The organism is Desulfomonile tiedjei, assembly GCA_016212925.1.
Taxonomy (GTDB): domain Bacteria; phylum Desulfobacterota; class Desulfomonilia; order Desulfomonilales; family Desulfomonilaceae; genus JACRDF01.
Genome location: JACRDF010000031.1, coordinates 146,896 through 159,682, shown reverse-complemented (window position 1 = coordinate 159,682; position 12,787 = coordinate 146,896). Strand labels below are relative to the sequence as shown.

The window sequence follows — 12,787 nt, the reverse complement described above, 5'->3', positions numbered from 1 at the left end:
TGCAAATTCGTTTCCAAGCGCGTAGGATTGAGTAACCAACGGGAACCGCATCATTCCGTTGCCCGGCTATTTGTGCACGAGCGACGCGGTTCGCTTCGCTCACCACATCCAGCCAGGCTAGGACGGCGGACACGGTCCGCCCTACAGCATAAGCCTATCACACACGTAGGGCGGGCCGTGCCCGCCGTCTTCGGTGCCGCCTACCAGCCCCAATCGCGCATCCTTTAAAATTTATACCGGCAATCAATCAATATTTCATTCATTCCTTCAGCTTCGATGTATCGCCGCTGGGGAGGCCAAGTTCGCGGGCGCGGAGCACTCGTCGGAGCAGCTTTCCGGAATGAGTCTTCGGGAGTTCGTCGAGAAACACTACCTCAGTCAAGGGCAACTCCGGGGAGAAATTGGCCTTCACGAACGTCTTGATCTCATGGTTGAGCCTCGCTGACGAGGGGAAGTCCTGTCTTATGGATACGAACGCCTTTACGCATGTTTTGGCAGAGGCTGAGCCGAGCGAAATTGCCGCGGCTTCTTCGACAGCCGGGTGCATCATGAGCACCTGCTCGATTTCATAAGGTCCGATGAGGGTTTCGCCGACCCTTATGAGGTCGTCGTTTCGGCCTTCATGGTAAAAGTACCCGTCATCGTCTCTCGTAACCATGTCTCCTGTAAGGAACCAGCCTCGGTGACGGAAATAGGCTTGATAACGCGGCGGGTCCTGCCAGATGCCGGTCAGCATGGAAGGCCATCCCGGCTTCAGAGCCAATTCCCCCATGGCAAGCGGAGGAAGCGGTTCGCCCTTTTCGTCCAGAACCGCGACTTCCACGCCCGGAACAGCCCGTCCCATGCTGCCGGGTTTTATGCTCGTTGCGGAGAAATTAGCTATGCAAATCATGCCTGTTTCAGTCATCCACCAGGTGTCGTGCGGGGAGCGGTTTAAGACCTTCCTTGCCCAGTAGAACTGGTCCGGGCTGAGCGTTTCGCCGGCAGTGGCTATGTGGAGCAGGCTTGATAGATCGTACCTGCCAGGCAGGTCTTCCCCGGCCTCCATCAACCTGGTGACGGTTCGCGGCGTAGTGAACCATATAGTGACCCGATGCTTTTCCAAGGTCCTGTACAAGGTCGAAGCCGATGACGGGTCGCCCTGAATCACCACGGTTGCTCCGCACAACCACGGCGCAAAAGACCCGTAAACCGCTGCTGCTATCCACCCGGGATTGCCGTCGGTCCAGACGCGGGAGGCTTCAGTGACGCCGAGGACATACCTTGCAGTCATCAACTGTCCCAACATGTCCTGATGCGCGTGGACCACGCCTTTGGGCGGCCCTGTCGAGCCCGATGTATAGATCAGATAGAGCGGCGTGGTCCCGCGAACCCATCGTATGATACTTCTTTTCGGCAATTGTTCGAGGCGTTCCGGCACTATGATTTTGCCCGGAAGCGTCCCTGTGGCAGGCCCTTCCGTAAGCAAAACATGCTCCACCCCGCCCAGGGCGTATGCAGGAAGCTTTTCGAGCAGGTCCGGGTGCGTGACTATTCCTTTGGGCTTCGAATTTTGAAGCCGCACCTCGATCTCGTCGTACCTCAGAGTCGGATACAGTGGGCAGAAAATAACCCCGATACGTGCGCAAGCAATCATCACGAAATAGATTTCGGGACAGTTGGGCAGGAATATGAATAGGCGGTCGCCCTCCGCGAACCCGCATTCGATCAGTAAATTGGCCCACTGGCAAGAACTGTCCCGTAAGTCGAGATAGCTGAACTCCCGCACCGTTCCGGCCTTTTCAAAAACCAGGGCCTTTCGGTCGCGTCTGTCTCTATTCTTTGCCCACCGATCTACGGCTTCATGGGCAATGTTGAGTTCTCCAGTCTGCTGCCAGGTAAACTCCTGTTCCATGTCGGCCCATGTGAATTCCCGGTACATCTTGTCCAATGATTTGACATCCTCGTCCGAGGTCTCCGGGGGTATTCTGGCCTTGATCATGTGTTTTTCCTCAGACGGAGTCTAAGCGGAAACTGCCGATCAATCGGTCCAAACGTGAAAAGGCTTATGAACAGCTTCCAGCTTTTCAAAAATCTCCATTGCCCGCGGGGACAGGGTAATCGGGACACGCTCTCTACGTCCTTTGTCGGTCAGGACGTCGAGCACTTCTCTCACGCAATTTGTCAGCGCTGCCACGTCAAAGCCGCCTTCGAGAGTGAAGAGCAACGGAGGCGGCCGTACCGCGTCTCTCAGATCTATCAACAGTTCGGTTAACCACCGGAATGCCTTCTCCGTGAGCCGCGTCCTGCCGATCGGGTCCCGTTCGTGTCCGTCGAAACCCGCGGCCACGAAAATCAATTCGGGCTTGTACTTCCTGATCACGGGGCCAAGGACCTTCCAATACAGGTAGAGCAAATCAACGTCGGCAATTTCTTTTGGCACAGGAATGTTAATCGTGTAACCGAGCCCTTCTCCGGCCCCGACGTGGTCCCAGTCCCCGGAATGAGGATACCAGCCGATATTGTGAGAGGAAACATACAGTACTTTCTGCGTCTCCCAAAAAAGCTCCTGTAGACCGTGACCGTGGTGCATGTCCCAGTCAACGATGAGAATTCGGCGGAACCCGTGGCGCTCGATCGCATATTTCGCCGCGATTCCGAGATTGTTGAAAATACAAAAGCCGCCGGGCCGGTCAGGTAGCGCATGATGCCCGGGAGGTCTCACCAGAGCAAAGCAAGCGTCACACCGCCCGGAGATAAGAGCCTGGAGTCCCTTGATGCATCCACCCACGGCCAGCCATGCGGCCAAATAGGACTGCGGGCCGGCCGGGGTGTCCGGAGCGAGGTTTGTGAATTCCCGTTCCGAGGTCCTCAGGACTCGCTTGATATAGGCGGGAGTATGGACCAGTTCCAAGTGTTCCAAAGTAGCCGGTTCCGGATCAATGCTTAGGAGCCCTTCCGGGAATTCCTTGTCCAGCATCCGGTAAATGCTCTTCAATCGGCCGGGACGCTCAGGATGATCGAGGCCCGTTTGATGAAGCAAAAAACGGTCGTCCCGGACAACACAAACCTTCAGTGCCATGTCTCGCTCACAATTGCAGAATCATTGTGCGCTCGCGCTCTCCCGAATCACAAAAAACGAACCCCATCTTCCTGTACAATTTTATCGCTCTAAAGTTTAGGGCCTCAACGGTAAGCCAAACTCTGTTGAGCCCCATATCACGGGCCTTTTCGATTGCCGCACGGGTAAGCTCTGTTCCCATTCCACGATTTCGGCAGGATTGGTCCATAAAGATGAGGTATTCCCCGTCTCTCTTGGCCGTGTCAACAATTATGGAAGCGTGGCCGACCAGTTTCCCCTGATGCCAGGCTAGGAAATTCTCTCCGTTCTCCAAAAGACTGTTTATCCATTGATAGCGGGCATCGGTATTTGCGGGTGGGAGGCCCTGAGTAATGGCCTTGGGGGTGAAGCGGTCATACATTTCCACAAGGGCCCACCGCTCTTCGAAACCGCTGTTTGTGATTTCAAATTCTTCACCCCGCTTGTCCACGCGTTTTATGCCATTTCTATCCGGCATGATAACTCAGGGCCCCAAATGAAAGGTCAGCACCGGCCTTTTCCCATTGGAATCGGCAAATCGTGACACAGTCAGGTGCTGACCCTCTAACGACCTATTTATGCGTTGGTACCAATGCGTTCGTTCACCAAGTTCTCGACCACTGTCGGATCCGCAAGAGTCGTCGTGTCGCCAAGATCATTTACCTGACCCGCGGCTATCTTCTTCAGAATGCGCCTCATGATCTTGCCGCTACGGGTTTTAGGCAGGCCATCCGCCCATTGAATTGCATCCGGTGTCGCAATCGGACCTATTTGAGTTCGAACTAATTGCACCAGCTCTTTTTTCAGTTCATCGGATTTCGTGGCGCCGGTGTTAACGGTTACGAAAGCGTAGATCCCCTGTCCTTTTATCGGATGTGGGAATCCGACCACCGCAGCCTCCGCGACCTGAGGATGGAGAACCAAAGCGGATTCCACCTCCGCTGTTCCCATACGATGCCCGGAAACATTAATGACGTCGTCGATGCGGCCGATGATCCAATAGTACCCGTCTTCGTCCTTCTTCGCTCCATCCCCTGTGAAATACATGCCGGGCATGCGGGAGAAATAAGTTTCTCTGAATCGTTCGTGATCTCCGTACACGGTTCTCATCATTCCGGGCCACGGTCGTTTGAGGAAGAGGGCCCCCTCCTGGCTGGGGTACTTCACCTCTTCACCCGTATCAGGATCGAGGATCACCGGGTCAACTCCAAAGAACGGAAACGAACATGAACCGGGCTTGATTGGAGCCACCCCAGGCAATGGGGTCATCAGCTGCCCACCGGTTTCCGTCTGCCACCATGTATCGACGATCGGACACCAATCGCGGCCTACATTGTGATGATACCATCTCCAGGCCTCCGGATTAATCGGTTCGCCCACGGTCCCCAACAGCTTCAACGAGGAAACGTCGTGTTTTTTCACGTAATCCTCGCCTTCCTTAGCCAAGGCACGGATAGCCGTCGGAGCGGTGTAAAACTTGTCCACACGGTGCTTTTCCACGATCTCCCAGAATCGGCCAAAGTCCGGATAGCTGGGGACTCCCTCGAACATGACGCTGGTGAAACCGAGGCAGAGCGGCCCGTAAACTATGTAACTGTGGCCTGTAACCCAGCCGATGTCTGCTGTGCACCAGAAGGTTTCATGGTCCTTGAGGTCGAAAACCAGCTTGGTGGTCATGGCCACGTGAAGCAAGTAACCGGCTTGAGTATGCAACACCCCCTTGGGTTTGCCGGTGCTCCCGCTGGTATACAGAATGTAGAGGGGATCTTCTGCGTTCATGCGTTCGGGTTCGACGTATGAGGGCAGAGATGGGTCAGCCATCAGCTCATGCCACCAAAACTCTTTCTCCGGATTCAGTTTGAGGCCAAGGTTAGCGCGATTGAAGACAATGATCTTATTAACTTCAGGGAACCGCGTGAGGGCTTCATCCACATTCTTTTTCAGTGCAAGCACCTTTCCTGCCCGGTAGCCCCCGTCAACCGTGATGACCATCTTTGGGTTGCAGTCCTGCACGCGACCCGCAATGGATTCGGCGCTGAATCCCCCGAAGATGACGCAGTGGATGGCGCCTATTCTGGCGCAAGCCAACATCGCGATGGGCAGTTCCAGGATCATGGGCATGTAAATGATGACCCTGTCCCCTTTTTGGATTCCCTGGGCTTTGAGCACCGCTGCAAGTTTGTTTACCTGTTCGTAAAGCTCCTGGTAGGTGAGGGTCCTTGATTCTCCCGGGTCGTCGCCGTCCCAGTAGTAGGCTACGCGGTTTTTCAGCTTTGGAAGGTGCCTGTCAAGGCAGTTGTACGTGACATTCAGCTCGGCTCCGCCAAACCACTCGATTTTGGCCGCCTCAAAATCGTAACGGAGCACGAAATCCCATTTCTTGTACCAGGAAATGTACTCATCGGCCATTTCCCCCCAGAAGTTGTCTACATCCTCGATTGATCTGCGGTAGAGTTCTTGGTACTCTTCCATGCTCTTGATGTATGCAATCTTCCGGTACTCTTCGAGATGGGTGTCATACCACTTTGGAGCATTCTCCATTGCCACAAACCTCCTTTTCCCTTCTGTTCAAGTTCCAGACCTCATGGGCTCATCAATGAGCCCGGTTCCGCCAAGTTGTTCCTCCCTTCTGTCCCGTTGACTCGGACAATCGTCTCTCCAGCGGTCTTGCTGCCAACAAGGCCCCGGAGTCACGCATGCACACCGTCACGGGACGTGCCAATCCGATTGCACGTCTTGACCGAAGCTAGCCGGCCACAGGACAAAAACCGATTCTCACGCTTTTTGCCGTCACCGTACTAAATAACCAAGAACGTTTCCCAACACGAGGATGTTTCCCCCGCATTTCCTCGGCGCGATGTAACCTTGGCATTTGGCACTTTTTCTGCCGAGCAGAACGAGCCGAAACGAACCGGGATTCCCCAAAGGCCGGGAGGTGCGGGACAAGGAACGCCCCTGGTCCATGATCTCCCGAATTGATAGCCTGAGAACTACGGCCCTGTATCGTGCGATGTGGCGATTTGGCTAGGAAGGACTTGAAAGCCATCAGCCATCTCTTCAGCGGAACGAAGGAGAAAGCAGAAGAAACGCGGAAAAGCCTTTTCCGCCTCTGGATTCTCTTTCGGGTTCTGTCGAAGCCGACATCTGGTTGGAGGAGCTTGCAACGATGCGCGACCGAGATCACGTGGGATTCATGAACCACGATCGCCACCAAAAAACCGGAAGAAGCCCGCCTGCAAAAAAATGGAACTCAGGAACCTCTCTGCGCGGTTCATTTGCTTCCGCGCACCCGGCAGTCTAAGAGGTCCGTTCAAGTGGGCCTGTCTTCCTGGTCAAGCGATAACAGAATGGTAATTACACCTCCACGAGTCTGTATGTCAAGTACGATCGAGACCGGACAGGCAAGCATCCAGTGACGGGTGGGGTCAGGGAGTCGTGGGGCAGGCTTTCCAGCCTGCCTATCCTAAAAGGCCCATGATGGCAGGCTGGAAAGCCTGCCCCACGAGGACAGTCTGGCCCGCGAAAGCCCGAATGCCTGCACTGAACTTCACCTGACCGGAGCCCGCAGGACGCTCATCACCCTGGTATTTGATTTTTCTGCCGGTGAATGATTAATAGGGATTGCAAAGACGCGCTCCACTTGCGAGGATATACTCCTTCTTCTCGGCGCTTTGAACTCTTCAGGGAGGTCCTGCGCTCTTGGTTGAAAGCTCATATTCGGCTCCCTCCAACATGCTCCTTCAATTCCTGGGCAAAACTCTGCCGTTCAAGGATTTGGACAGCCCCAGCCTGGAACGCCTCGCCACCCGGTGGGTCATAGATTATTTTCCCAAGGGGAGCTTGATTTTCGAGCAAGGCGTAACCGAGGTCACGCATCTGTTTCTGATTCAGAAGGGCGGCGTCAAGGCATATTTGACCAGACCGGATACGGTGAAGGTGTTGGTGGATTTTGGAGGCGAAGGAGCTGCGTTTGGCGCTTCCAGCCTCATAAGAGGCCATAAAGCGGACCTGAATGTTGAGGCCGTGGAAGACACCTTCTGTTTCTTGCTGGCAAGAGGAGACTTCCTAAAACTGATGCAGAGCAATCCGCGTCTTTCGCATTACTACCTCACGAGCTTCTCGGAGGATTTTGTGCTGGCTGCTTATTCCGAGTTGCGACAAGACAGAGTTAAGGCCAAGAATCAAGAAAGGCTGTACCTTTTTAACAAACGAGTCCAGGACCTTGTCAAAGGCCCCGTGGAGGCAATCGCGCCATCCGCCACAGTACAGCAGGCGGCCGCACGAATGTCCGCGAAGAGAATCGGGTCCTTGCTCGTTCGAGACGACGCCGGGAGCCTGATCGGAATAGTCACGGACAAGGACCTTCGGAGCAAAGTGGTTGCCAAGGGGCTTGATCCCGGTTGTTCGGTTGCAGATATCATGGCGTCTCCTGTCCAAACCATCCCGGCCCGGTCTCTGTGTTTCGACGCCATGCTCGCAATCATGCAGCGGCAAGTGGGGCACCTGGTCGTCGAACACCAAGATGAGATCGTGGGAGTCGTTACGGCCCACGATATAGTTTTGTCGCAAGGTTCGTCGCCCGTGAACCTCTTCAAGGAAATTGCTTCCCAAACCAGAATCGAAGACCTGCATGAATTGTCCCGGAAGATCCCTTTTCTCGTCAGAAGCCTTATCGAAGAAGGGGGGAAGGCCCCTAATATCACCAGGATCATCACGGTTCTGAACGACAGCTTGCTGGATCGCCTTTTTTCACTACTTAGACTTGATTTCGGGCCGCCGCCCGTGCCGTTCTGTTGGTTGATGCTAGGCAGCGAGGGACGAAAAGAGCAGACATTCCGGACAGACCAGGACAACAGCCTCGTGTACCAAGATCCTCGTGATCCCGACGAACGCAGGCAGGCTGAAAGCTATTTCGAGGCATTTGTCCCACAGGCCGTGGATCATCTGATCGCGTGCGGATACCCTCCCTGCAAGAATGAAACTGCGGCGTCCAATCCCAGATGGTGCAAGCCGTACTCAACCTGGGAAAGCTATTTCTCGGAATGGGTTTCCACACCTGACCCTCACGAAGTACGTCGGGCCCGCGTGTTTTTCGATTTCCGGGGCGGTCACGGACACAGTGCTCTAGCAGACGGACTCCGGGAGAAGTTCGCGACCCTGGCACGGCATCAGCACACATTCCTGGTTCACCTTGCCGGTGATTGTCTGCTCGACTTGCCCCCACTCTCGTTCTTTCGAAATTTCATTGTGGAAAAGGACGGTGAAAGGTCTAATCGTCTGGATCTGAAGAATCGAGGACTGCTGCCGATTGTCAACTTCGCGCGATTGATGGCATTGTGTCACGGAATTCAAGAGACCAACACGTTCGCAAGAATGGAGCTGCTGGCCAAACAAGGTCATATCCCCGCGGACTTGTACGCGGATATCCGCGAGGCCTATGAATTCCAGACCCAGCTCAATCTGGTGCATCAGCTAAGGATGGCGGAATCGGGACAGGCCCCGGACAGTTTTATCGATCCGGGTGATCTGTCCGATCTTGAGCGCAAGACGCTCAAAGACGCGTTCTCGGTAATCAACAGGTTGCGCGGGTTCATCAAAGAGGCATTCCCCTCCGTGATCTAGCTCCCTTTCCGGAGCCAAGGCCCGCGCCGGATCATCGTAACGCTACACAGCCCTTGATTTCTATGGCCTTGAGCACGGAATCGAGTTGTTTTTTTACCACGCTCTTTTTCAGCTTGTAGTTCCTGATTCTGTCCATAGTGCCCGCGTCGATAGCTGAACCCAGTACCGTGTCCACGGTCTTCAGATCTTCCTGGCAGTTGTGAGCCATTCTGACCAGCTCCGAGCATTTCTTTACGACCAGTTCATCCGCGAAAGACGGGCTGCAAACGAACAGTATCCCGAGAACCGCCACGATTATGAAGCACCAAATTCCTTTTGGCTTGTGGTTCATTGAATCTCCTTTGTCCGGCGTTGGTTTCCGGCCGGGTAATTGCGATATTCCGGCAGGGAGTGAAACAGCCGTTTATCTGGGGAGTTGTTATATCAATAATCACATATTTTGTCAATAGTAATGTAACGTTATACGAATAAATTAAAGCAATACATTATATATTTCTGCCTCGCATACGGTGATTCAAAAAACCGTATTATCGCAGCGCCACGCAAAGATATGGTTTGACAACATCGCTTCTTTTAGTGTAACATACCAGCATTCCCAGCAAAAAGGAGCATACTTGAGAATTAGGAAGCCACTTTTGGCCGTGGTGGCCTTTGGGCTCGCGGTGGTTATTCTCCCTTATCTGCCTTCGGCCGGGACATTTCCCTATACTGAAGGCATCGAACTCGGGATGCAGGCCTCGAGTGTCTTTGAGGCTCTGAAGGCTAAGACCTGTGAAGACGATCTTATGGAAACCAAAGCGGGCTTCTGTGTGGCCTTGCGGGATAATGACTTCTTTCGCCACGCTTGTTACTGCTTCGACGACCGAGGTTCTCTGGTGGAGATTCACCTGACCATACGGGAGGTTCGCGGGACGGACAATGTGGTGAAAGAGTTGAACAGTGCTTACAATCTCAACCTATCCCCGGATAAGCTGGTCGTAAGGGACGGAGTCGCGTTGGGAATCGATGGGAACAAGCTCATTATGAGAGACGCGGAAGTCCTACCACTCAAAGCCCACGCCAAGCGAGGTCCTACCAAAGAGCCGCTGGCCGAAAGTAGCAAGTGAATTCCCGATCCCGGATTGATCCTGGCTTTGTCGCTTGAAACGCTTCTCAAAGGTTACGTCTTCTCACCTGTCATCCGAACAAAGAGAGTAATCTTCTGGGTGCCACTGCCGGCTTGCCCAGCAGTGCCTCCAGAACAACTCACTGCTGGGCAAGCCGGCAGAAAGTGTCTCAGAATTATAGTGACCGGCGGATTTCTTATGTAGGCGCGCTTCGAGAAGCGCCCCGATTTCGGGCGGTTCACGAACCGCCCCTACCTATCCCGCGGTGAAATCGTAGGTTTTGAGACGGTTTCGAATTGCTCGCCTCACAAGTTGATCATGAAGACACGAAGATACGGACTGCCAGGAAAGCTGCTAGGCAGATCGTCGCTGCGTAATCCATCTCCGAAAATCTGAGCGGCCTGTATTCGGACCGAGGTTGTCCCGGCACAAACCCTCTGGCAGTCATGGCCAAGGCAAGGGTATCCGCGCGCCTGAGAGTGGCCACCAGGGCCGGGACGAGCACCGCGGCCAGATTATGGGATCGCACCAACAGGTTGCCGCGGCGGAATTCCACCCCACGCGACCTTTGCGCGTCAATTATGGTTCGCAGTTCCTGTTGCAGGAGCGGAATAAACCTTATGGCCAATAACAGCACGACGCCCAGGTCCTCGACAGGGACCTTCAAACGGGTCAAAGGGGACGCGAAACGCTGGGCCGCGCGCGACAGTTGTCTCGGTGTTGTGGTGAATGTCAGAATCATGGAGAGCATGATTGCTTCCAAGACCTGCACCGTGAATTTCAAACCCGTCTGAACACCCTCTACAGTGAAAGGCAATTCCCATTCACCTAAATATATGAGTTCACCTCCGGATCTGAAAAATAGGTTTGCCCCCGCGACCACTACAAGCATCCAGGCAAACCGGGACAGTCCCCAGGCCCATACCCGCCATCCTGTTCGAGTGAGCCAGGCCAGCGCGACCACCGCCGCAGCGGTTAGCAGTATCCCGGAGGCATTGGAGTTTGCAAAGGCAGCTAACAACAGAACTGCCATTCCCAAGAGCTTTGTCCTGGGGTCAAGCCGGTGCAGGACCGAATCACCGGGGAGGTATCCGCCGAAGGATATATCTTCTATCAAGAGACGCATGGTTCCGAGTTAACGATCTTCTACCTTCACCCTTTCTTAAAGGGTTCAACTCTGAGGAATTTGAGCAACTCCTCCAGAGGGTCATGATCCACGGGTTCCTCAAATCCCTCCAACTTGTTGCGAGCACCTTCTAAGGCGGGATGACCGGGCGGAAGTGACAGCAACGCTGTCTTGACCTTCGAGGCAAGTTCAGGAGCCGTATCCTTCAGAGAGGCCACCGTCCACTCGGGATAAAGTGGCGTGCTGCAGACCTCGTGAAAATTCTGGTGTTTCGTTTCATTGAGAATGAAGAAATCCTGCTTTTTGATTTTGCCTTCGCGCTCCATTGTTTCGAGTATGTTCGTCCTCACAGTCCCCACGTCTGCCCTTCCGTCTTTCACTGCCAAGACTACCTCATCGTGGGTTTGCCCTTCGACAAGCAATTTACAGTCCTTTTCCGGTGTAATCTCATGCTTCACCAGCACTCCTTTTTGAAAAAGCCAGCCGCCAGGAGAGGCAAACTTCATGCACATGAGTACTTTGTCACGAACGTCAGGAAGGGACCGGATTCCGCTGTCGCTGCGAGCGAATATTACTCCGCCGAAATGGCTCCCTGATCCCTTTATTCTCGCTGTCGCAAGAATCTTGGCTTTTCTGTAGACTTTGGCTCTCAAGATAAACCACGAATTGGCAAAAAGGAAGCCGGTGGGTTCATCACGGCAGAAATCAAGAACTTCCTCAAACTTAAGGGGGACTATCGTTACCTTCTGGCCCAGTTGGTGGGTCAAATAATTGGCCAGAGGTTCCCACTCCTTAAGAGTAATCTCTGCTGATCGCTGAGCCAGCACACCGAATTTCACGTCCGCTTCGACAATGGACGCGAATGACGCTACCAAAAGAATCGCCACGGCCAAACCTAGTCGCCTTTTCATCCTTTTGCCCCCTCGTAACTTTTTGTCCAACTGAGAATTTTCCGGAATTTACAGCTGAATCCCCGGGTCTAATGGTAGGTGTGTTCGAGAATCTCCGAAGGGTGAAGAATGGTGATCTCTTTTCCGGAGATTTCGATAATTCCCTGCTGTTCCAGTTTTTTGAGACTTTCGCTGATGGTTTGTTGGCAAGATCCCATCATTGCAGCCAGTTCTGCCTGAGTCAGATCCAGCCGGAACCTGACTGGGCCGTCAGGACCCTTCAAGGAGACCAATTGGTTGTAGCCCAGGCAAATGAGCAGTTTGGCAAGCCTAGAAGGCACATCTGAGACGGTGATGTTTTCGATCTGTCCGCAGAGGTACCTGATACGTCTGCCCAACATAGAGATAACCTTCGTTGCTACCCTCGCGTGTCGCAACAAAAGTCCTTCAAAATCCCTTGCGTGAACCTGATACGCCGCGCAATGGCCCAGGGCTTGGGCACTACAAAACCTCTCGTTTCTGTTTACGATCTCAGCAATTCCGAACAGCTCGCCGGGTCTCCGAATCCAAAAAATAGGTTCTTTGCCCTCAATCGTCGGGCGAAAAATTTTCACCGATCCGCCGACCAGGTAGTAGCAAAAATCACCCGGGTCCCCAACGGCAAAGATGCATTCGCCTCTATGAAAACTCCGCCTCGTTGCCAAAGAAAAAAAATCTTCTTTCGCGTCAGACAGATCCTCAAAGAAATCGGATTCCATCAGGTGCCAATGGGAATTCATCCCTGGATACTCTACCTCGGGTGACATGTTCTTCAATAGCATAACACATTCCTCACACGGAGAGTAACTGTCTTGGTACCGGCTGTACCCAGTGCTCTTGGCTGACTGCGGTAGTGGGGCCGCTTTGTTCATCGGGATAGTCTTAACTCCTGAGAGTCACGATGGGGGAGGTTTGGAGGGGGAGA

At 53.7% G+C, this 12,787-nt stretch carries 10 protein-coding genes; 2 read left to right on the top strand and 8 right to left on the bottom strand.

The window, feature by feature from the left end; all coding sequences use genetic code 11:
- Window positions 1-259: 259 nt before the first annotated feature.
- The 4 genes from HY913_13585 to acs all read right to left on the bottom strand — a co-directional run bounded on the left by HY913_13585 (window position 260) and on the right by acs (window position 5,620).
- A complete protein-coding gene (locus HY913_13585) occupies window positions 260-1,981 on the bottom strand; it encodes an AMP-binding protein (protein MBI4964304.1) in 1,722 nt (573 codons plus the stop codon).
- A 39-nt stretch (window positions 1,982-2,020) separates the two neighbouring features.
- Entirely contained in the window at window positions 2,021-3,061 is a 1,041-nt protein-coding gene (locus tag HY913_13580; GenBank protein ID MBI4964303.1) for a histone deacetylase, read from the bottom strand.
- Window positions 3,062-3,068: 7 nt separating this feature from the next.
- Entirely contained in the window at window positions 3,069-3,557 is a 489-nt protein-coding gene (locus HY913_13575) for a GNAT family N-acetyltransferase (protein MBI4964302.1), read from the bottom strand.
- A gap of 98 nt (window positions 3,558-3,655) precedes the next feature.
- A complete protein-coding gene (gene acs / locus HY913_13570) occupies window positions 3,656-5,620 on the bottom strand; it encodes an acetate--CoA ligase (GenBank protein MBI4964301.1) in 1,965 nt (654 codons plus the stop codon).
- Between the two features lie 1,191 nt (window positions 5,621-6,811).
- Here acs and HY913_13565 point away from each other — a divergent pair.
- Window positions 6,812-8,701 (top strand): cyclic nucleotide-binding/CBS domain-containing protein, encoded by a 1,890-nt coding sequence (locus HY913_13565; GenBank protein MBI4964300.1) that lies wholly within the window; start codon window positions 6,812-6,814, stop codon window positions 8,699-8,701.
- A gap of 31 nt (window positions 8,702-8,732) precedes the next feature.
- Here the strand turns inward: HY913_13565 and HY913_13560 are convergent, their stop codons facing one another.
- A complete protein-coding gene (locus HY913_13560; protein MBI4964299.1) occupies window positions 8,733-9,032 on the bottom strand; it encodes a hypothetical protein in 300 nt (99 codons plus the stop codon).
- A 283-nt stretch (window positions 9,033-9,315) separates the two neighbouring features.
- Here HY913_13560 and HY913_13555 point away from each other — a divergent pair, with 283 nt between their 5' ends.
- Complete coding sequence (locus tag HY913_13555; protein MBI4964298.1) at window positions 9,316-9,807, top strand: hypothetical protein; 492 nt, start codon at window positions 9,316-9,318, stop codon at window positions 9,805-9,807.
- Between the two features lie 316 nt (window positions 9,808-10,123).
- On the opposite strand, the gene HY913_13550 is transcribed toward HY913_13555, so the two are convergent.
- From HY913_13550 to HY913_13540, 3 genes are all read right to left on the bottom strand, one after another.
- The gene (locus tag HY913_13550; GenBank protein ID MBI4964297.1) at window positions 10,124-10,924 is read right to left on the bottom strand and encodes an energy-coupling factor transporter transmembrane protein EcfT; all 801 of its coding nucleotides are present in this window, start codon (window positions 10,922-10,924) and stop codon (window positions 10,124-10,126) included.
- A 35-nt stretch (window positions 10,925-10,959) separates the two neighbouring features.
- Complete coding sequence (locus HY913_13545) at window positions 10,960-11,844, bottom strand: phosphate/phosphite/phosphonate ABC transporter substrate-binding protein (GenBank protein ID MBI4964296.1); 885 nt, start codon at window positions 11,842-11,844, stop codon at window positions 10,960-10,962.
- Between the two features lie 68 nt (window positions 11,845-11,912).
- Window positions 11,913-12,644 carry a Crp/Fnr family transcriptional regulator gene (locus tag HY913_13540; protein ID MBI4964295.1) on the bottom strand — a complete coding sequence of 244 codons (732 nt, stop codon included), beginning with the start codon at window positions 12,642-12,644 and terminating at the stop codon, window positions 11,913-11,915.
- Window positions 12,645-12,787: the final 143 nt, after the last annotated feature.